The organism is Acinetobacter sp. GRABPA_MV_2 (assembly GCF_056725885.1).
On sequence record NZ_JBWZNA010000022.1, the window covers coordinates 35,452 to 55,094 of the forward strand.

The following is a 19,643-nucleotide window of genomic DNA, read 5'->3' on the forward strand; positions in this document are numbered from 1 at the left end:
TATTTTTAGCTGTAAATAATGAAGAAAAATAAATTGTTAATAGGAACTGCTATCGCTTGTGTGGCGTTAGCAGTTTTAATCTGGTTTGCCTTTTCACAGCAAAGCTCTTCTGCTTTAACGTCGTCTTCAGAAAATGGGCAAGGGACTGGGCAAAAACTGGCAGATAATCAGAATGAATTTGCTCGTCAAAATATACTGAATTTGAGTCCGTCCGAAAAAGAAAGATTGTCTCAGCAACAGATTATTTTTAATGAAATAGAAAAGGATCAACTGCCTTCTAATGTTAATTTTCCACTAATTAAAAATGCAGAAGGTATGGTCATTAAATATGATCCAAATGTGATTGAACTTAAAAAAGTGGGTGACACTGTTAAGTTCCAAATGTTGGAATATGGCATTAATCGCACTGGCAAAATTGTAGAGATTGAACCCGTTGACCAAGATATTGTTCGGTGGACCGGTAAATTTGATCAGGGCGATCCGAATCAGAATTTCTTTACCATTACTCAAAGTCAAAAAGACCACTATACAATCATGCAAATTTTTACCGAGAAGGGAAATTATTCGGCTGAAATTAAGGATGGTGTGGGGCTCGTGCAAACGATGGATGAGGGTGTTACAGATCAGGAGTTACACCATGATCATCCTTAGACAAATAAACGGTTCTGGTAGAGAAAAGAAGCCAGTTCGCAGTTTATCTGTACGGATATGAGCTTTATGCGTTCACACTCTTTTAAAAACAAAGTATGCTTATGCCTGTAACAAGGAGCATACATGTATCAAGTACTTGCTAGAAAATACCGTCCACGTAATTTCAATGAGTTAGTGGGGCAAAACCACGTTTCTCGTGCATTAAGCAGTGCATTGGAACGCGGTCGTCTTCACCATGCTTATTTATTTACAGGAACGCGTGGTGTAGGTAAAACTACAATTGCACGTATTTTAGCCAAGTGTTTGAACTGCGAAACGGGTGTGACCTCCACACCATGTGAAGTCTGTGCAACATGTAAAGCGGTAAATGAAGGCCGTTTTATTGACCTAATTGAAATCGATGCTGCTTCAAGAACCAAAGTAGAAGATACGCGTGAACTTTTAGACAACGTTCCTTATGCGCCAACGCAAGGTCGTTTTAAAGTTTATCTGATTGACGAAGTACATATGCTATCGACGCATTCTTTTAATGCGTTATTAAAAACACTAGAAGAACCACCAGAACACGTTAAGTTTCTGTTTGCAACGACTGACCCACAAAAGCTACCGATTACGGTCATTTCACGTTGTTTGCAATTTACTCTACGACCTTTAGCCGTTGATGAAATTACCAAGCATCTTGGCGCTATTCTTGAAAAAGAGCAAATTAATGCTGATCAAGATGCAATTTGGCAAATTGCTGAATCTGCTCAAGGTTCACTGCGTGATGCATTATCTTTAACTGATCAAGCCATTGCTTACGGGCAGGGTTCTGTACATCACCAAGATGTTAAAGAAATGCTTGGTCTAATCGACCGTACGATCATTTATGATTTGATTTTGGCGATTCATCAAAACCAACGTGAGAAAGTTAGTCAGCTTTTATTACAATTTAGACACCAAGCGCTAGATGTTTCACTTGTGCTTGATCAGTTGATTTCGACATTGCATGAATTGGCAATTTTGCAATATCTACCTGATTTGAGTTTGAAATATAGCGATGAAATCAATCGCAAGATCATGCAACTGTCTAAGCTGATTTCTGCTCAAGATTTACAGCTATATTACCAAATCGCATGTAAAGGTCGTTCAGACTTGCAACTTGCCGTGACGCAAGAGCAAGGTTTTGAGATGTGCGTTTTACGCTTATTGGCATTCCGTCCTTTAGCGCCTAATGAAGTTGTGGTGTCAGATCCTGTTCAACAAAATGGACAAGCAGAAGTAGGTCTAAATTCACAAGCTCAGCCAACGGTCCAAGAGATTACTCCAGTAAATACGGTTCAACCTGTTGAAGTTATTAACCAGCCCGCTATGGTTGAACCTGAACCTGAACCTGAACCTGAACCTGAACCTGAACCTGAACCTGAACCTGAACCTGAACCTGAACCTGAACCTGAACCTGAACCTGAACCTGAACCTGAACCTGAACCTGAACCGCAGTCTAATCAGGATTTAATGGTATTTGACCCAAATCATCATGAGTTGATTGGGCTTGAGTCAGCAGTTGTTCAAGAGACTGTTAGTGTTCTGGAAGAAGATTTCATTCCGGTACCAGAACAAAAGTTAGTACAAGCTCAGGCAGAAACCCAAGCAAAACAAATTGAACCAGAACCAGCTTTTGCTACTGAGCCTCAAGGTTTGTTTGAGACATCTAGCGCTGAATTTTCTCTTGATCAAGATGCGCCTATAACTCCTGATTTGTCTTCTGAACCTGTTATTGAGCAGCAGTCATTGGTGCAGGCTGAAGTTGTTGTTGAAACAGTTGCCGTTGTAGAAGAGTCTAGTGCAACTGATCACGGTCAGTTGATGCCTCAAGATATCTTGAAGCTGGCTCCTCAAGTTTTAGAAGGTGAGTGGACACTTGAAAAATGGGAATACTGGTTTAGAAACAGTCAGCTTTCTCCAGCCGTTCAAGAACTTGCTCAACATGGTGTGATGACTGGTGAAATTGGTGGCAATACTATTTTCCATATTCCTCAAGAATATGAAAATATGCTGACCCAATTACAACAAGGCCTTATTGATGCATTAAATGAGCAATGGCCGAATACTCAGTTTACAGTTGAATATGGTGCTTTAAATACATCTACTCCCTATACCATTCAAAGTGCACGTAAAGAAAAAGCCTTTCATAGAGCAGCTGAGCTATTACAGCAACAGCCAGTTATTAAGAGTCTCATAGAAATTTTTGATGGCGAACTACAAAATATTCAATTAAAGCCTTAAATTCATCTGATTTTTGATCTGGTGCAGAATATGAAAATAATAGACTTTTCATATTTTTCACTGGATTGAAATATTGGGGTCATGTCACTGTCATTGTACTTTTCTATGTTAGCCATTTTAGATTTTAAATGGACTATATATCGTCATGAAAAGGCAATGCTCAGGAATAACTTCCTTTAAATATTCATATTTTTTATTAATCGGCGCGATTCTGCTGAGTGGTTGTAACGACTCGGCAAATGATAATTCAAATACACCAGATACAGGGAAAAAACCTGTGATGCGCTGTGCTCCATAAACTTAAATAATAAAAAGAACCTAATCATGATTACACGTCGTAAATTTTTAAATTACTCTTTAAATATGGGTTTTGGTGCTGCGGCATTGGCAGCGTTCCCATCTAGTATTCAAAAAGCTTTAGCAATTCCTGCAAATAATAAAACTGGGACCATTCAGGATGTTGAACACGTTATTATTTTAATGCAGGAAAACCGATCTTTTGACCATTACTTCGGAACATTAAAAGGCGTTCGAGGGTTTGCTGATCGTTTTACGATTCCTTTGCCAAGTGGCCGCCGTGTTTGGGAGCAGCTTAGAAGTAATGGGCAAGTTCTAACGCCTTTTCACTTAGATGGTACAGCCAATAATGCACAGCGTGCAGAGGGTACGCCTCACACATGGGATGACAGTCAGCTGGCTTGGGACAATGGGCGTATGGCGAACTGGCCAACCCACAAAACTGATATATCTATGGGTTATTTTAAAGAAAAAGAAATTCCATATCAGTTTGCACTTGCGAATGCTTTTACGATTTGTGATGCCTACCATTGCTCTATGCACACTGGAACAGATGCAAACCGTTCTTATCATTTAACGGGTACAAATGGTGCAACACCGACCAAGCGTTCATTTGTAAACAATGAGTGGGACTGGATTGATGGTAACCCAGCGACGGCAGACCGGGGTTATACATGGAAGACTTACGCTGAGCGCTTAGAAGAAGCAGGAGTAAGTTGGATTTGTTATCAAAATATGCCGGATGAATGGGGCGATAACATGCTTGGGGCATTTCGTTCATTTAGAAAGGCCAACATTGCATCTGGTTATCCGGTTGCAAGTGGCGGCGAACCGAATAAACCGTATGCGGATACGGGTCAAAAACTACCGTATAAAGCCTATGATGCTGAAATGGATAATGCCAAAAATCCATTATATAAGGGCATTGCAAATACGCTGCCGGGCAATAAACCAGAAGAGTATCTTGACGCTTTTAAACGCGACATTCGTGAAGGGAAGTTACCTCAAGTCTCTTGGATTAACGCGCCATCGATTTATTGCGAACATCCAGACCCTTCAAGCCCCGTTCAAGGGGCATGGTTTATTCAAGAAATTATTGATGCTTTAACTGCCGTGCCAGAGGTTTGGAGTAAAACAGCACTTATTATCAATTTCGATGAAAATGATGGTTACTTTGACCATGTACCGTCGCCATCAGCTCCATCTCGACTCAAAAATGGCCAGTACGCGGGTAAATCGACATTAAGTAGAGCCGATATGCAGGACGAATATTTCGATCATGCTGCACCTGAAGGAAGCCATTCTCAGCCTACACCTGATGGACGCGTTTATGGTCCGGGTCCTCGTGTTCCTTTATATGTGATTTCTCCATGGAGTCGTGGTGGTTGGGTGAACTCACAAGTGTTTGACCATACTTCCGTGCTCATGTTTTTAGAAAAACGTTTCGGTGTGAAAGAGCCGAATATCAGTCCATACCGCCGCGCAGTATGTGGCGATTTAACCAGTGCATTTAACTTTAAAACACCAAATGCAGATGTTTTACCTCAACTCAATGGTAAACAAACACGTGTGCAGGCAGATACACTAAGAGAAAATCAAGAAGCTCTGCCAGCTGTTCCTGTACCCACGGATGTAAAGTTACCGATCCAGCAAAGTGGTATACGTCTTTCGCGTGCGCTACCTTACGAGTTGCATACCAGTGCACGCTGTAAAGCCGACGGCAAAGTACAATTGATATTCTCTAATACAGGTCAGCAAGCAGCGGTTTTTCATGTATATGACAAGCTCAATTTAGACCGTATTCCAAAGCGTTATATTGTCGAGCCGAATAAAACTTTAGATGATGGATGGGATGCTTTAAACGATAACTTAGGCCGTTATGACCTATGGGTACTTGGTCCAAATGGCTACCACCGCCATTTTAAAGGGGATATTCAACGTATTATCGATAGTGGTATTAAACCTGAAATTCGAGTGTGCTATGACATTGCGAACGGTGATGTTTATGTCGAACTCATGAATGAAGGGACTAAGGATGCAATATTGACAGTAAAACCTTGTGCCTATCGACAAGATGCGCCGTTACAAATTACCGTAAAAGCGGGACAGGTTGTTAAGCAACATTGGGCTTTGGCTGATGTTGGGCATTGGTATGATTTTGAAATCACCAGTCAGAGTGATCCATATTATTACCGACGTTTTGCTGGCCGAGTCGAAACAGGTAAAGATTCCTTTAGTGATCCTGCAATGATGTAAGCTAAGACGAGGCAAAAAGAGCTGTGTATTTTCTTTTTGCCTCATTTTTTATAATAAATAACTCTCTAAAACCTCACGAACTGTCTCGGAAATTGGCACTGTCTTACGCGTTTCGCGATCAACAAAAACATGTACAAAATGTCCTTGAGCTGAGGCTTGGTCCTGACCTTGTTTGAAGATTGCCAATTCATAGCGCAATGAAGTGGTACCGATTTTACCAATCGCAACACCTACCTGAATAATTTCTGGAAATGATAATTCCTGAAAAAAACTACAAGCTGAATCGACCACTAAGCCAATTGATTTTGCTTCATGAATATCAAAACCTGTTTTTTGAATAAGCAAAGCATTGGCGGCTGTATCGAAGTAGCTATAGTAAGTCACATTGTTAACATGACCATAAATATCGTTATCTGCCCAGCGAGTTTGGATGTCTAAAAAGAACTTAAATTGATCACGGGTTTTTAAAACTGGTTTAGTCATTAATGAATCGCCTGATAAATTGCCAAAGCAGCGGCTTCTGTCATGTCTCGTGGGTTATTTTGTAGTAAACGGGTTTGCAACATGGCATCTTGAGCAAGCCTTGGTAAGCTAGACTCTTCAATACCCAAATCACTAAGTCTTAAAGTCAAACCACTACGGTCTAAATGATTCTGCATATGGTCAATAAACAGATCGCATAAACCATCGGTGCTGCCATTACTATATGGATCAAGCCATTGCATAAGCTCTGCATAGTATTTTTTTGCATTTGGTGCATTAAACTTTAATACTTCAACCAGCACTAAGGCATTAGCATGTCCGTGCGACAAATGAAAATGACCACCTAGTGGGTAAGCTAAAGCATGCACCGCGGCAACTGGCGAGTTTGCAAACGCTTGTCCCGCGAGCATTGAACCAAAAAGCATGTTTTGACGTGCTTCTAAATCGTTACCATCTTTAAGAACTTTTGGTAAGTTATGATTTAACAACTTCAAAGCATGCTTAGCTAAAATATCCGTATAAACATTTTTTTTATGTTTAGAGGTATATGCCTCAATGGCATGTACCATCGCATCAATACCTGTGGCGGCGGTAATATGTGATGGAAGATTTTGAGTAAAAGTAGCATCGAGAATTGCAGTGTCGGCGTACAGTACTGGAGAGACAATCCCCATCTTTGTCGTTTCACCTGTGGTGACAATCGAGATAGGTGTTACTTCTGAGCCTGTTCCGGCTGTTGTTGGAATTAAAATAAGCGGAAGACGAGCTGTAGTGACCTGATTCACGCCGTACATCTCTTGCAAATTTTGGGTTTGGTTAGGGTGGGCGAGTAAAGCAATAACTTTTGCAACATCTAGAGAACTACCACCACCAAAACCAATAATGGCATCAACATTTTGCTGTTTTGCATAATTGGCTGCATCTAGTACTACTTGTTCAGGCGGATCAGCTTGCACATCGGCATAGATGACATATTCAATATTGAGGTTATCTAAAATTTGAAGAATGGGACGGTGTAATTGATTTTTAACCATGCCTGCATCGGTGACTAGCAATAACTTACGGTAAGCTTTTGACGACAAAACATTTTGTAATTCTTGTATAGAGCCTAAGCCAGAGATGATATTTGGAACGGTTTGAAATTGAAAATGGCTCATATACATTATTTCCTTATTTTTGAACATTATTGTTGAATGGTTCTATAAGATTCGATCTTCAAATAACTTAGCATAAGACACCTCAAAATAAAGTAGTTCTGAAGTGATTATGTTTTCCTTGATGCTTCGTGCTGTGCAAAATAAACTTCTTTAGATTGTAGGATTCGAAATGTAAGTAAGGCCGTCAAGATATTAAAACTCTGTTTGAAAGGTGGGCTTTTTGTTATTTATAGGGCTCTACAGATTTTCCGTGAAGCCTCTAATTTATATAATACTTTAACAATTTATAATTTTATTCGGTTCTAAAAAGTGAAAATTTCTAAAACTTTACTCAGTGTTGTTGGATTTGCTTGCTTCATGGTTAGTTCGGCAGCAATGGCGAAAACTAGCTCTAGCATCTATTCGCCTAAAAAGGGCGTAATTTGTGACAAATATATTTGTGCTGACAAAAAAGGTGTATCTAAAAAACTTACAGCTAAATACTTAGGCACTTATAAAGCGAATAGAGCATTCTCCCAAGGTGATTTTGATACATCCGCGTTTACGCTCTCAAATGGTGTGTTCTGTGATACTAAAACAAAACTATGCCATGTTGATCGCTACTTTGAGAATGGGCATCGCAGTAAAATTGATAGAACTATGACAGATAAGCTTTTTAAAAATAAATAATTTTTCTATTGCAGAAATGAGGTAAATATCTCTGATAGATGAGTCTATAAAAGTAAAATTAAATCCCAAAAGCCCCCGCTAACTATCGACTAATGGCGGGGTTTTTTATTATTAAGTATTTCTGTAATATCAATTTAATAGTATAAGCATAAAAATGCTGAATTATCGGGGTAAACAATTAATAAGGGAGAGTTTAGTTTTTTTGAATGCACATATTTTAAAGGGATTCTTAGCTTTTAAATTATTGAATTAATGTGTTTTTAAATTTTATTTATATTGAGAGGTATAGGCGTTATCCAATCATAAAGTTGGAAATATGACTGCATATATATTTCCAGTTTTACAGTTAGATGCCTTTTTTCACTAGAACCTTTTCTGATTGAGAAGGTAAAAAGGATCTTTTTATCATTAAGAAAAAACATAATTTTTGAGGTGGAATTTAAATAGTGATGTACACAATTAGATATGTTCATCGGAACAACACTTACTATATTGCTTCGAACAACGAAGGAAATTTTATTATTCTTGAGTCACTTGATTCAGAGTTTCGTATGGGCCATCAAATTTCATATGATGGTGAAAAAGTATTTAACCTGACACTAAATGATGAAACAGATGCAGTCATTAAGCTGGAAAGTAATGAAAAAGGAGCCTATGAGTACTTACATTCAGTTAAGTAAATAAGCTTTTTTATTCTTAAGTATTTCTGTAAGATCCTTCCGTTGCTTTAAACAACAATAAACCTTAATGATCAGCGCAAAAGTCATAAGGGGAAAGCCTACTTGAAAGAGTAGGCTTTTTTTATTTATCTATAAAAGCATGCTGAGGACTTTAAAAGCATGCTGAGGACTTTATGATCAGTGTAGCTAAGTTATAAAAATTTATTTTTTGCAATGAATGAGCTTAAGTTCCAAATTCTTAAAATCTATAACTTGATTAGAAGAATCAACAAGTTTTAATTTAAGTTCATCATCAGTACTCTTATTAAAAACTTTCACCACATCTTTACCAGCTTCAATAAAATTACCGCCAGATTCAAGCATGGCGAGTAAAACAATATTTAGACTTTTGCCTTTTTTAGTAAGTAAGTATTCTTTACGCTCTCTCACACCAACTTCTTTATAAATTGACAGTTCAAATATTTCTAATTGGATGAGGTGCTTTAGACGATTAGATAAAATTTGCTTTGATATACCTGTATTTTCTAGAAAATCATTAAATTTTGTTACCCCATAGAAGGCTTCTCTTAACAAGAGGATCGTCCATCTGTCATTCAATATTTCTGTAATTTTAAAGATCCCGCATACATCTACTGGAAATTTATGATCCGGAATAATTTGATTTGACATCAGAGGGAGCTCCAATTAGTATGAGTCTATAATTTAGACCTAGCATTAATTCAGGTAGCATTATGCCATTTATAAATATACAAACTATAGAAGGTTTACTAGATAAAGATAGCAAGGCTGAGCTTTTTAAGCGAATAACAGATTTATTTGTAGAAATTGAAGGAAAGGGAAATCCTGCTTTTCGAGAACATGTATGGATCAGAATTGACGAACATCCTCCTGAGCATTGGCAACTAGGTAGCTTAAGGCCTACGAAGGAAATGATAGAATTAATCACCGCATCTAAGTGATGTAAAGCCCTATAAATTAGGGCTTCATTTTTATTTAACAGACATTTGTTTAATTTATCCAGTCTAATGAACTTTAGGTTGCAATCAAAAGAACACTGTTTAGATAGCTTTATTTAATTACTAAAAAAAATACAAAATTAGCTAATTTATCGCCTGATTTATCAACTTTTAATCTATTGATAAACATTATTTTCCTTTTCAACCCAAGTGAGTTTTGACAAAATGCAACAAGTCACAATGGTCAATTCAGTTCTCACAAACTTATAGTCTGTTAAGATTGTGCATGATCCTGTTTATTTTTATGTAATTCAAATGTTTGGAAGTAATTTCTAATGGAAACACAATATAAGGTGTTATGTGTCTGTTTAGGAAATATTTGCCGTTCTCCCACGGCTGAGGTGGTTTTCAGACATTATTGTGACGCACATCAACTCAATGTGGTTGTCGATTCAGCTGGAACGAGTAATTATCATCCAAATAAATCGCCAGATCAGCGTAGTCAGTTGCATGCTCAGAAAAGGGGCTATGACCTATCATCTTTACGTGCAAGACAACTTTCAACCCAAGACTTTTTAGAGTTTGATTTGATTTTGGCAATGGATCATCAAAATTTTGAAGATATTCATGATGTGTTGCAAAGAGCCGTTTCTCAATTTGGCGCAGACCAAATTCGTGCAAAAGTAGCTTTAATGAGTGAGCATGATCCTGAATATCCACAACAAGCGTTGCCTGATCCTTATTATGGCGGTGCTGATGGTTTTGAACGTGTACTCAATCAATGTGAGTCCAGTAGTTTGGCGTGGGTTAATATTTTAAAAAAACAATTGAATGTTTAAGAATAGGTTTTTCAATACAATGCAAATTCAGAATCAAGTACAGCTTAAGCCATTCAATACTTTAAGTTTAGATGCAACTGTTTCTCACTATACTAAAGTTGGCAATATTCAAGATATTGAAGCAGCTTTAGAGTTTGCTGAGCAGCATCAGTTAAATGTACTTGTACTATCGGGCGGTAGTAATATGTTATTGCCGCAGCAGATCAATGCTTTGGTGATTCATCTTGATATTCAGGGAATTGAAGTTTTATCAAACGATCATGATTTTGTGCGAGTTAAAGTAGGCGCAGGCCAAGTCTGGCATGATTTTGTTTTATACAGCACTGAACAGAACTGGTTTGGTCTGCAAAATTTAGCCCTTATTCCAGGCTTAGTCGGTGCTTCACCCGTACAAAACATTGGGGCGTATGGGGTAGAGGTAGGCGAGTTTATTGAGTCAGTACAAGTGTATGACCGTAAATTGAAGCAAACTAAGACAATTTTAGCGGCTGACTGCCATTTTGCTTACCGCCATAGTATTTTTAAAGATGATCCGAACCGTTACATTATCACGCATGTCACTTTTAAATTGCTTAAACAGCCTCACTTAAAACTAAACTACGGCGATTTGAAACAAGCAGTTGGAGACAATCAGACTGCCGAAAATTTACAAAATCAGGTCATCCATATCCGCCAAAGTAAACTCCCTGATCCAAAAGAATATCCAAATGTCGGGAGTTTCTTTAAAAATCCGATTGTTAAACCTCAAGAGTTTGAACGTTTAATCACACAATTCTCAACAATTCCACATTATCCTCAAGCTAACGGAAACGTTAAAATTGCAGCAGGATGGTTAATTGATCAGGCGGGTTGGAAAGGGAAGCAACTCGATATGGTAGGGATGTTCCATAAACAGGCATTAGTTCTGGTGAATTATGCCAATGCATCTCTAGCTGATGTAAGGAAAACTTATCAAGCTGTTCAACATGATGTTGATCAGCGTTTCCATATTATGTTAGAACCAGAGCCTGTGCTTTATAACAGTTTAGGTTTAATTGAAAATCATACGGAATAATTTTATGCCAAAAGTACACTTAATGGTACGTTTAGTACAAGTAGTCACCGTACTATTTGTACTATTAGGCTGTTTCGTGGTTTTTTTATATTCACCATTTTATTCAAAACTTATTGTAGCTGGGCTTAACTATTTTGTACCTGTTGATGTTAATCAAGTCGCAGCTGAAAGCCAGAGACAAGCCGCATTAAGTGAGCATGATAATTTAGAGCCGGGTTCGAATTTATGGATTGCTCGTCAGGCTTATTTAAAACTGACAGAGCAAGCGTTACGTGAAAAAAAGACATCTGATCTGACCTATATTCAAGAGAATTATAAAGCCTTACAGCAAATTATTCTTTTAGAAGAAAAGGAACAGGATTCAGAAGAACAAGCAGCCTCTGTAACGGTTCCTTTAGTCGCTAAAAACTCAGAAATTGATGCTGCAGACGAAGCGAGTAGTCCGGTTGATGAAGCACTCTTTATTAATAGTTCTGAAAATAAAGCGCTTACTGAACAATATACCGAGTTTTTAGCCAGAAAACCTGTGGTGCCAGAGCATCAAGACGCTGTCAGTGAACCTGAACAAAAAGTCGAGTATGTGCGTAAAAATCCATTGCCTGTACAACCTAAAAAGTTATCAGAACCTTATGCAATTGTTGTGTTGGGGGGCGGATTAACCTTAGATAAAAATGGTAAGGATATTGTAGTTAATGGCTATACGCGTTTGCGATTAGAAAAAACTTTAGAAGTTGAAAAACAAAATCATCTGCCTATTGTGCTTAGCGGTGTAGAAGCACCTTATATGCAAGCTTGGTTAAAAGCGCGCGGTGTTGATGCAAAGCTATTAGAAAAGCGTAGTATGAATACCTGTGAAAATACCCGTTTTAGCTCTTTATTGCTTCAGAAAAAAGGTGGTGCACCTACGGTCATGTTGGTTACAGATGAATATCATATGCCGCGTACACGCCGACTGTTTGCTTTAAATGGTATAGAAACTATTCCTGTTGTAGCTCCAATGCCAACTCCACTGACACGTTGGCAACCAAGTGTACAAAATTACGATCATAGCCGCCGTGCAAATTATGAATTACTTGCGACAATTCGTGACATGTTGTTTGGCTCAAGTGATTGTCGAGAGGTTCCTTAATGTCAGATATTCCATTTCTCAATCCTGCCGTATTAAAACAATTAGATTTACCGGTTCCTAATCGTGATCTTACGCCGCAGGTTTTGAGTCCACTCAATTTAAATACATTAGAAGAACCTTCTCGTGATTTGCTGGCCTATCGCAAATTGTATGGTTTACATTTACTTGAATGTGACCATTGGCAAGGCTATGTTCAAATGCCGTTATTCCGTTTGCATGTGCAAGTTTTCAAACCTAAAGTAGAAAAAATACAAGGTACAGTTTGTCTATTGCATGGTTATCTTGAGCATAGTGGTATTTACCAGCCAATCATTCGTGAAATTCTTGAGCAGGGCTTTAGTATCATTACTTATGATTTGCCGGGGCATGGATTAAGTGATGGTTCACCAGCCAGCATTAAAAACTTTGATCATTACCAGCAAGTTTTGATGGCTGTTTATCAATATGTGAAACATGCAGATCAGTTACCTAAACCATGGGTCGGTATTGGTCAAAGTACGGGTGGAGCAATTTGGATGCATCACTTATTAGAATATGCTGAAAAACGCCAAGATCCGATTGTAGATCGAGTACTTTTGCTTTCTCCGTTAATTCGCCCTGCAAAAACCGCGTGGTGGCATAACCCCGTTGGATTAGGCATTATTCGCCGTATTAAACGTCAGGTACCAAGGCATTTTAGACGTAATAATCATAATCCTGAATTTTTGCGTTTTATTCGTTTAAAGGATCCTTTGCAACCTCGAATGATGGGCATGGATTGGATTTTGGCAATGTCAAAATGGATGCAAGAAATGGAAGAGCGACCTGCTTGCCGTATCCCGGTCTGGCTTGCACAAGGTGCTCTCGATCAGACAGTTGATTGGCGTTACAACATTGAATTTATTCGTCGTAAATTTAGACTCCAAACATTGTTAATGCTTGAAGAAGGATCTCATCAATTAATTAATGAGCGTGCGGATATACGTGCGGCTTTAACGGGGTTGATTCCTGCTTTTTTGCATGCAAAGCCAAAACATTTTTATTATTAAAAATAATGCATCTATCCAGTAATTCTAGATAGATGCATGACTTAATCTTTGTATTTTATTTTGAATTTTGATAAAGCTGCATAAAGTTTTTATAAACCGAAGATTGCTTTTGTGGACTATACATATTGCGCTCGATGGTCCCTTTATCTGTTTTGATTAAAACATTCACATTTTGAGCATTTTTAAATTCTTGCAAGAATTGACTTGGAATAACAAAGTAAGTGGTTGAATGTTTAGGCACTAATCGGCTCACATTGGTTTTTTCAGTGGCTTGAGCTGGTTCATAATTGAATCGTTTGCCATCAATATCAAAAGTCAAAGCGTTAATATCATAAAAGTTATAACTACTACTTAAATGAACATCTACTCGAAGCTGATTTTTTTGATTTTCGTTCCATTTAACCAATAAGCTTGGGCATAGTTCAGTTGGTGAGCAGTTTAGTTGACCAGCTGTCTTTACCTCTTTAGGAGCTGGTGTACTAAGCTGTGTGGTGCTACAAGCCGCAGTAAGTAGACATGAACCCAATAAGAGTAGAGATTTCTTCATCATATAAATTCCAAAATAGTATGTTTAATATTATTTATGCTAAGAGTAATAAATTTTGACATAAATTAACGCGTAGTTGGACCTAAAAATACAAATGGTTTTGCAATTTTAAAGGAAGAGGTGGCATCACCTGCATAGATATGGCTTTGATCGGGTCCTAAATCAAGTCTGCGTGTTTTACCATCTTTAAAGTTAATCTTTTTCAAGTCGACCCAAAATACATTTGGTGAGAGGGCAGATTCAAAAAAGTAAAGCATTTGTTTGTGATCGGCAACAGTTCGCCAGCGAGTTGAAGAGATATTAGGTTCTTCTTGAGTATTCAATCCGTAAGGAACAGATGCATTGCGAATCACACTAAATACAGAGGCTTGTGCTTGTTTTGTATTATCGTTTTTAGGAATAGCGTTAATGTAAAAAGATGCCCGTGCAAAGCGATCAGATGCTCTGTTAGTACCGGGTAGCATAATCGTTCCGCCAATTTGCTTCCAATATTCAGTAAGTGCGAGTTGTTTATCGAAAGTAGGCGAGTTAGTCATGACCTGATAGCTTCTGCTGTGGTGAATCACTTGTTTTCCACCAATATATTCAATAATTGCACTATCACCTGTTTTATCAGAAATAGATAAATGTAAGGTAGTCAAGCGTGTTTCGCCGGGAACATTGTCGGTAATAATAGTGTAAGGTTCTTTTTCTAAGGCCTTGACGGCCTCATCTACAGTTGCAAAATTATCAAGTACATATTGAGCCCATGCTGCAATACTTAATAAAGGTTTATCCGTCTTTTTTGCATCTGGGTATTCAGATTCTACTAACCATAAAATATTAGCAACTAAACCTGCTTCATTCATTCCATCTGTTGTGGAAACTTCATAGCCTGTGGCAATCACGCTTCCATATTTAGATGTCCATTTTATTGAATTTGGGCCTGCACTACCATCACGGCTAACTCCGCTTGGCATAATCCATAAGTTTGTACCCGTATCAACTTTCCAGTCCATTGAGCGAGCGGTAATAATATGTTGGTTATTACCTAAATAGACAGCGCGTGTACAAGCAACAGCATAGCTACTTAAGCCTATAGCGATTGCAACAAAAGAAGAGATGAATGTTTTTTTCAACATGATGAGGTACCTTCTTGTTATAAGCATTAAAAAAATTTTTATTAAATAAAATTAAAATGTGTACGTTATTTATACTTTTATATTAGGTGAAAAATCTATTAAATACAAATTAAAAGGGGAGTGGAATTTAAGCAAAAATCACATATTAGGTTTAAATATGGAAGAGCATCACATTATAAATGTAATGCTCAACTTATAAAAATTAATATAAATTAAAAATGATTGGCATCGGCCATGTTCCACATTCGATAATAAAAATTATCATCGTCATTATTAAGTTCAGATTGTAAAAGCTCACCTTCTTTCAAGAAAAAATGCAATTGAGCATAGTTCTTAATTTCGCGATCATTCACTCGCTGAGCCAAATGATGAGCTTTAATATCAGAAGGATGACGTAAACCAGCAGCAGCAATCATTTCTGATAACGCATGCAAAGTATTTTTATGAAAATTAAACACTCGTTCTGATTTAGTCGGTACATCAATTGCTTTTTGACGATCTTTGTCTTGAGTCGCTACCCCTACAGGGCATTGATTTGTATGGCAACTTTGTGCCTGAATACATCCAACCGCAAACATGAAACCACGTGCGGAGTTAACCCAGTCTGCACCTAGGGCAAAAGTACTAGCAATATCAAAAGCACTAATGATTTTACCACTAGCACCAATTTTAACTTGATCTCTCAGCCCTGCACCGACAAGAGTGTTATGGACAAAGCGTAAGCCCTCTCGTAATGGGGTGCCAATATTGTCACTAAACTCAATTGGTGCTGCACCTGTACCACCTTCAGAACCATCAACTACAATAAAGTCAGGAACAATTTTTGTTTCAAGCATTGCTTTAACAATACTCATAAATTGCCAAGGTTGGCCAATACACAGTTTAAAACCAACAGGCTTCCCGCCAGATAATGTTCTCAACTTCTGTAAGAAATGCATCATTTCAATTGGGGTAGAAAAACTTGAATGCTTAGCAGGAGAAATACAATCATGGTCGCGTGAAACGCCACGGATTTGGGCAATTTCTTCGGTAATTTTATGCTTAGGTAAGATACCGCCATGGCCCGGTTTTGCACCTTGTGAAAGCTTTAATTCGATCATTTTGATCTGTGGCAATTGAGATTGTTTAGTAAATTTTTGCTCGTCAAATTTCCCATCTAGGGTACGACAACCAAAATAACCACTGGCAATTTGCCAAACAATATCTCCACCATTTTCGAGATGATAAGGGCTTAAACTACCTTCACCAGTATCGTGATAAAACCCACCTAATTGTGCTCCTTTATTGAGTGCACGAATTGCATTGGCACTTAAACTACCAAAGCTCATGGCGGAGATATTCATAATGGATGCGCTATAGGGTTGAAGGCATTGCGCATTACCCACCTGAATGCGGAAGCTTTTTGGATCAGCTGGTGGACAAGGGCTTATTGAGTGGACAATAAAGCGGTAATTCTCTTGATAGACATCAATGATTGAACCAAAAGGCTTATCTGCATTTTCGTTTTTAGCGCGTTGATAAACTAAGCTTCGTTGCATGCGAGAAAAAGGTAGAGCATCTTGATCTGCTTCAATAAAGTATTGACGAATTTCGGGGCGTATATCTTCAAACAAAAAACGGAAATGTCCCATGATTGGGTAATTTTTTAAAATAGAGTGTTTATTCTGCAAAACATCATAGAGGCCTAATAAGCTTAGCGCACCTGTAACTACCCATAAACCATTAAGGAGAGTATCAGAAATAAAATAATAGATACTATGAGGGGTATATACAGTTCGAAACCATGTGATGCTGAGCGCGGTAAGAATACATAAAAACCAGAGAGAATGGCGCGAAAAGAATGTATTGAGAAATTTATGTCGAATGATTTGTGCTGGACTCGCCATATTGGAACAAATTCCTAATGTTTTACTGGTACATACATTGCCAAGAAGGAACTAAAACCACAAGTATGGAATTGTTAGCTTAAGGACGGTATAACAAAATCCAAAGATTATTGGGTTTGATTTTTCATTTAATTTTTAGAAATAGTTGAGTTAGAGATACATGGTGTTATTTATAAAGATTCGTCTCTAATCACTGAAATTTCTAAGAAAAAAGGAAAATGTGATAGAAAGCTTAGATTTCTTATTCATAAAATATTATTTTCTTATTCATTTAAAATATATAGAGCAATTAATAGCTTACTTTTTTGTACTTATTTTTTTGACCAAACTTTAAAAAAATATAAAATATGAGAGTCTATGGTAAATTTTAACTAATGAAAAAATATTATTTTTTTAGAAAAACTAATAAAAATGGAAAAGAAATTATCAAAAAAACATTTAACAAGGAGGCAAATCATAAAAATTTCTATAATTGAGAAATTCATCAGAACTTGAATTATTAATTGATATTTAGAATGAAATCAATATTAGTATTTTTGTTGTTTTTTTGTATTATGCGCGACTAGTAGAGTAAAAAAATAACGCTTTGAAAAAACAGTCAAAAAAGCTAGTGATTGGATTGGGGAAGGCTAGTTTTTACATCTATTAATTTTATTGGCGTAATGTAAAAAGGTTTTTTTAACCATGAATAAGTCTCTCATTTGTTTATCAGCAGTTGCTATGGGGTTAATGTCGATCAATGCTGCAAATGCAGCTACAGCTACAGGCACATTAACTGTTAAAGCAACAATCACAAATAGTTGCGTACTTAATACGTCAGCTACAGGCACAACAGCTAATGCAGTTCTGGATTTTGGGACATTGAGTTCTCTTGCTAGCAATGTCGATGCAGACACCACAACGACAGGTGGTACGGCAATTAAAGTGTTATGTAATAACACTGTGCCATGGACTTTAGCCTTCGATGCTGGGAAAAATGCGCAATCGACACAACGCCGTATGATTGGTGGGGCAACAAGCAACGAATATATTCCTTACAACCTTTTTTCTGACACAGGGCGTGCCACAGCAATTGGTATTGCAACGTCCGCTTACAGTGGAACTGGAACGGGTAATGTTCAAACTGTAAATGTGTATGGTCGTATTCCTGCAGGAACAACTTTACCAAGTGCAGGCAGCTATCTTGATACTGTGACAGTAACAGTGACTTACTAATTTTTAATAAGTTTTATTGTGTCATTGCTAGCTCTTGTTTAATAGAGCTAGCCCAATTTGAGAAAAGTATTGTTGGGCAAATCATGAAAAAAAATATCTTTGTTGCTACAAGTTTATTGTTGTTTTTGCCTAGTATGCTAAATGCTGCATCAATTCGCCTTTCACCTGTAAGTGTTGAGATGTTAAATGATCAAAGCGCATCCTCAATTAGTTTATATAACCAGTCAAATGAAAGTGCTGATTTACAGGTGCGTGTATTTGAGTGGAGGCAAAATGCTGGACAAGATCAATTAGTCCCTACGGATGAGATTGTCATTAGTCCACCATTTTTAAAACTACAACCTAATGATTCTTATAACTTGCGTGTAGTTAGGATTAATCCAGAACCTATTTCTGGTGAAAAAACTTATCGTATTATTATTGATGAGTTACCAAAACCTGTTGATAGTCGTAAAGCATCTCAAGGAGTAAACGTACTTCTACGCTCATCATTACCTGTATTTGTAGTGAATAAAGATGCGATTACTAAACTGAATTGGTCAATACAACAAGAGCAAAATAATGCTTATCTGACGATTAGTAACATTGGTAATCGACATGCGCTTTTAAATAATTTAATGCTTGTTGATACAACAGCGAATAAAAGTTATCCGATTAAAGTAAATACTGTGAATGGTTATATTCTTGCTGGCAAAGCAAGAAATTTTAATATTAGTCCTGATTTTAAATTTCAAGCGGAACATAAATATAATATTTCCTTGAATATTAACGGTAAGCAAGCATCTCTTTAAAGAGGCACACATGAAATATCTCGTAAGTGCCTTATGTCTTACATACTTGCCGACTCATGCTTTTGCTGAATCTTTACAAGATAGTACCAATGCTGTTTTGCCAAGTATTCCAGAAATCACGGACTCTTCTTATCATGCATTTGGTTCTGATAAAGGATATATACAGCTATTTTTAAATATTTCTGTTAATTCAAATGTTTCAAAAGACTTAATATCTGTACGGCAAGAGCAAGATAGAAAATTATATATCCGCTTTCGTGACTTAAGAACTTTAAGACTGAAAATAGATGAACATATCCCAGATAACCAGTGGGTGTGTATCAATGATCTAAACGGAATCCAGTTTAAATATCTCGAAAATGAGCAGTCTTTAAACTTAAAAGTTCCATCGAACATGTTAACGGGTTACTCAGTCGACTTAAGTGGCCAGCAGATCACTAGCCCCAATTTGCTAAGAATGAAACCCTTAAACGCGGCTATTTTGAACTACAGTCTGTATAACACCATAACCAATGACGAGAACGTTTTCTCAGGTACGGCTGAGGGTATTTTTAACAGTGCAATCGGTAACTTCTCATCAGGGGGTTTATATAACGGTAGTAATGAAAATAGTTATAAC

The 19,643-nt window shown here is 37.4% G+C and carries 18 protein-coding genes and 1 pseudogene; 13 read left to right on the plus strand and 6 right to left on the minus strand.

All coding sequences use genetic code 11. The annotated features are described in order from the left end of the window. The first annotated feature begins 18 nt into the window (after positions 1 to 18). The 3 genes from cpaB (at position 19) to ACXM0J_RS16165 (ending at position 5,469) form a co-directional block, all read left to right on the plus strand. The gene (cpaB, locus tag ACXM0J_RS16155; protein ID WP_086266342.1) at positions 19 to 651 is read left to right on the plus strand and encodes a metalloprotease secretion chaperone CpaB; all 633 of its coding nucleotides are present in this window, start codon (positions 19 to 21) and stop codon (positions 649 to 651) included. A gap of 123 nt (positions 652 to 774) precedes the next feature. Next, entirely contained in the window at positions 775 to 2,916 is a 2,142-nt protein-coding gene (locus tag ACXM0J_RS16160; RefSeq protein ID WP_479750651.1) for a DNA polymerase III subunit gamma/tau, read from the plus strand. 324 nt (positions 2,917 to 3,240) lie between these two features. After that, positions 3,241 to 5,469: a phosphocholine-specific phospholipase C gene (locus tag ACXM0J_RS16165; RefSeq protein WP_086266340.1), complete on the plus strand. Its 2,229-nt coding sequence runs from the start codon at positions 3,241 to 3,243 to the stop codon at positions 5,467 to 5,469. 48 nt (positions 5,470 to 5,517) lie between these two features. Here the strand turns inward: ACXM0J_RS16165 and ACXM0J_RS16170 are convergent, their stop codons facing one another. Further along, the gene (locus tag ACXM0J_RS16170; RefSeq protein ID WP_086266339.1) at positions 5,518 to 5,952 is read right to left on the minus strand and encodes an acyl-CoA thioesterase; all 435 of its coding nucleotides are present in this window, start codon (positions 5,950 to 5,952) and stop codon (positions 5,518 to 5,520) included. After that, positions 5,952 to 7,109: an iron-containing alcohol dehydrogenase gene (locus tag ACXM0J_RS16175; protein WP_086266338.1), complete on the minus strand. Its 1,158-nt coding sequence runs from the start codon at positions 7,107 to 7,109 to the stop codon at positions 5,952 to 5,954. The genes ACXM0J_RS16170 and ACXM0J_RS16175 overlap by 1 nt, the downstream gene beginning before the upstream one ends. 357 nt (positions 7,110 to 7,466) lie before the next feature. On the opposite strand from ACXM0J_RS16175, the gene ACXM0J_RS16180 reads away from it, so the two are divergent. Together ACXM0J_RS16180 and ACXM0J_RS16185 are read left to right on the plus strand one after the other, a co-directional pair. Next, entirely contained in the window at positions 7,467 to 7,778 is a 312-nt protein-coding gene (locus ACXM0J_RS16180) for a YcgJ family protein (protein ID WP_086266337.1), read from the plus strand. Positions 7,779 to 8,227: 449 nt separating this feature from the next. Continuing rightward, a complete protein-coding gene (locus ACXM0J_RS16185) occupies positions 8,228 to 8,458 on the plus strand; it encodes a hypothetical protein (RefSeq protein WP_005068773.1) in 231 nt (76 codons plus the stop codon). 201 nt (positions 8,459 to 8,659) lie between these two features. Here ACXM0J_RS16185 and ACXM0J_RS16190 read toward each other — a convergent pair whose 3' ends face one another. Further along, positions 8,660 to 9,127 (minus strand): winged helix-turn-helix transcriptional regulator, encoded by a 468-nt coding sequence (locus ACXM0J_RS16190; RefSeq protein ID WP_086266336.1) that lies wholly within the window; start codon positions 9,125 to 9,127, stop codon positions 8,660 to 8,662. A gap of 62 nt (positions 9,128 to 9,189) precedes the next feature. On the opposite strand from ACXM0J_RS16190, the gene ACXM0J_RS16195 reads away from it, so the two are divergent. The 5 genes from ACXM0J_RS16195 (at position 9,190) to ACXM0J_RS16215 (ending at position 13,464) form a co-directional block, all read left to right on the plus strand. Further along, positions 9,190 to 9,417 (plus strand): tautomerase family protein, encoded by a 228-nt coding sequence (locus ACXM0J_RS16195; protein ID WP_002115197.1) that lies wholly within the window; start codon positions 9,190 to 9,192, stop codon positions 9,415 to 9,417. Positions 9,418 to 9,749: 332 nt separating this feature from the next. Further along, positions 9,750 to 10,253, plus strand: coding sequence for a low molecular weight protein-tyrosine-phosphatase (locus tag ACXM0J_RS16200; RefSeq protein WP_139841495.1), 504 nt, complete (start codon positions 9,750 to 9,752; stop codon positions 10,251 to 10,253). 19 nt (positions 10,254 to 10,272) lie between these two features. After that, complete coding sequence (gene murB / locus ACXM0J_RS16205; protein ID WP_086266293.1) at positions 10,273 to 11,307, plus strand: UDP-N-acetylmuramate dehydrogenase; 1,035 nt, start codon at positions 10,273 to 10,275, stop codon at positions 11,305 to 11,307. 4 nt (positions 11,308 to 11,311) lie between these two features. Beyond that, entirely contained in the window at positions 11,312 to 12,436 is a 1,125-nt protein-coding gene (locus ACXM0J_RS16210; RefSeq protein WP_086266294.1) for a YdcF family protein, read from the plus strand. Further along, positions 12,436 to 13,464 (plus strand): alpha/beta hydrolase, encoded by a 1,029-nt coding sequence (locus ACXM0J_RS16215; RefSeq protein ID WP_002115207.1) that lies wholly within the window; start codon positions 12,436 to 12,438, stop codon positions 13,462 to 13,464. Before ACXM0J_RS16210 ends, ACXM0J_RS16215 begins: the two co-directional genes overlap by 1 nt. A 55-nt stretch (positions 13,465 to 13,519) precedes the next feature. On the opposite strand, the gene ACXM0J_RS16220 is transcribed toward ACXM0J_RS16215, so the two are convergent. The 3 genes from ACXM0J_RS16220 to ACXM0J_RS16230 all read right to left on the minus strand — a co-directional run bounded on the left by ACXM0J_RS16220 (position 13,520) and on the right by ACXM0J_RS16230 (position 17,018). Then, positions 13,520 to 14,014, minus strand: a complete 495-nt coding sequence (locus ACXM0J_RS16220) for a hypothetical protein (RefSeq protein ID WP_086266295.1) — start codon at positions 14,012 to 14,014, stop codon at positions 13,520 to 13,522. Positions 14,015 to 14,076: 62 nt separating this feature from the next. Beyond that, positions 14,077 to 15,132, minus strand: a complete 1,056-nt coding sequence (locus tag ACXM0J_RS16225) for a linear amide C-N hydrolase (protein WP_057085676.1) — start codon at positions 15,130 to 15,132, stop codon at positions 14,077 to 14,079. 212 nt (positions 15,133 to 15,344) lie between these two features. Then, on the minus strand, positions 15,345 to 17,018 hold the full coding sequence (locus ACXM0J_RS16230; protein WP_213034477.1) for an FMN-binding glutamate synthase family protein: 1,674 nt from the start codon (positions 17,016 to 17,018) through the stop codon (positions 15,345 to 15,347). Positions 17,019 to 17,702: 684 nt separating this feature from the next. Here ACXM0J_RS16230 and ACXM0J_RS16235 point away from each other — a divergent pair. From ACXM0J_RS16235 to ACXM0J_RS16245, 3 genes and pseudogenes are all read left to right on the plus strand, one after another. Next, positions 17,703 to 18,233, plus strand: a complete 531-nt coding sequence (locus ACXM0J_RS16235; protein WP_213034478.1) for a Csu type fimbrial protein — start codon at positions 17,703 to 17,705, stop codon at positions 18,231 to 18,233. Positions 18,234 to 18,316: 83 nt separating this feature from the next. Beyond that, positions 18,317 to 19,024, plus strand: a complete 708-nt coding sequence (locus ACXM0J_RS16240) for a fimbrial biogenesis chaperone (protein ID WP_086266296.1) — start codon at positions 18,317 to 18,319, stop codon at positions 19,022 to 19,024. A 10-nt stretch (positions 19,025 to 19,034) separates the two neighbouring features. Then, a pseudogene (locus tag ACXM0J_RS16245) lies at positions 19,035 to 19,643 on the plus strand (fimbria/pilus outer membrane usher protein); the annotation flags it as partial.

What these genes read in the sequence shown, in the direction of transcription:
- ACXM0J_RS16160 (WP_479750651.1), top strand. Translation starts at nt 775, where the DNA reads ATGTATCAAGTACTTGCTAGAAAATACCGTCCACGTAATTTCAATGAG.
- ACXM0J_RS16230 (WP_213034477.1), bottom strand. Translation starts at nt 17,018, where the DNA reads ATGGCGAGTCCAGCACAAATCATTCGACATAAATTTCTCAATACATTC.
- ACXM0J_RS16165 (WP_086266340.1), top strand. Translation starts at nt 3,241, where the DNA reads ATGATTACACGTCGTAAATTTTTAAATTACTCTTTAAATATGGGTTTT.
- ACXM0J_RS16220 (WP_086266295.1), bottom strand. Translation starts at nt 14,014, where the DNA reads ATGATGAAGAAATCTCTACTCTTATTGGGTTCATGTCTACTTACTGCG.
- ACXM0J_RS16185 (WP_005068773.1), top strand. Translation starts at nt 8,228, where the DNA reads ATGTACACAATTAGATATGTTCATCGGAACAACACTTACTATATTGCT.
- ACXM0J_RS16225 (WP_057085676.1), bottom strand. Translation starts at nt 15,132, where the DNA reads ATGTTGAAAAAAACATTCATCTCTTCTTTTGTTGCAATCGCTATAGGC.
- cpaB (WP_086266342.1), top strand. Translation starts at nt 19, where the DNA reads ATGAAGAAAAATAAATTGTTAATAGGAACTGCTATCGCTTGTGTGGCG.
- ACXM0J_RS16240 (WP_086266296.1), top strand. Translation starts at nt 18,317, where the DNA reads ATGAAAAAAAATATCTTTGTTGCTACAAGTTTATTGTTGTTTTTGCCT.
- ACXM0J_RS16235 (WP_213034478.1), top strand. Translation starts at nt 17,703, where the DNA reads ATGAATAAGTCTCTCATTTGTTTATCAGCAGTTGCTATGGGGTTAATG.
- ACXM0J_RS16180 (WP_086266337.1), top strand. Translation starts at nt 7,467, where the DNA reads ATGGTTAGTTCGGCAGCAATGGCGAAAACTAGCTCTAGCATCTATTCG.
- ACXM0J_RS16200 (WP_139841495.1), top strand. Translation starts at nt 9,750, where the DNA reads ATGGAAACACAATATAAGGTGTTATGTGTCTGTTTAGGAAATATTTGC.
- ACXM0J_RS16195 (WP_002115197.1), top strand. Translation starts at nt 9,190, where the DNA reads ATGCCATTTATAAATATACAAACTATAGAAGGTTTACTAGATAAAGAT.
- ACXM0J_RS16215 (WP_002115207.1), top strand. Translation starts at nt 12,436, where the DNA reads ATGTCAGATATTCCATTTCTCAATCCTGCCGTATTAAAACAATTAGAT.
- ACXM0J_RS16210 (WP_086266294.1), top strand. Translation starts at nt 11,312, where the DNA reads ATGCCAAAAGTACACTTAATGGTACGTTTAGTACAAGTAGTCACCGTA.
- ACXM0J_RS16190 (WP_086266336.1), bottom strand. Translation starts at nt 9,127, where the DNA reads ATGTCAAATCAAATTATTCCGGATCATAAATTTCCAGTAGATGTATGC.
- murB (WP_086266293.1), top strand. Translation starts at nt 10,273, where the DNA reads ATGCAAATTCAGAATCAAGTACAGCTTAAGCCATTCAATACTTTAAGT.
- ACXM0J_RS16175 (WP_086266338.1), bottom strand. Translation starts at nt 7,109, where the DNA reads ATGAGCCATTTTCAATTTCAAACCGTTCCAAATATCATCTCTGGCTTA.
- ACXM0J_RS16170 (WP_086266339.1), bottom strand. Translation starts at nt 5,952, where the DNA reads ATGACTAAACCAGTTTTAAAAACCCGTGATCAATTTAAGTTCTTTTTA.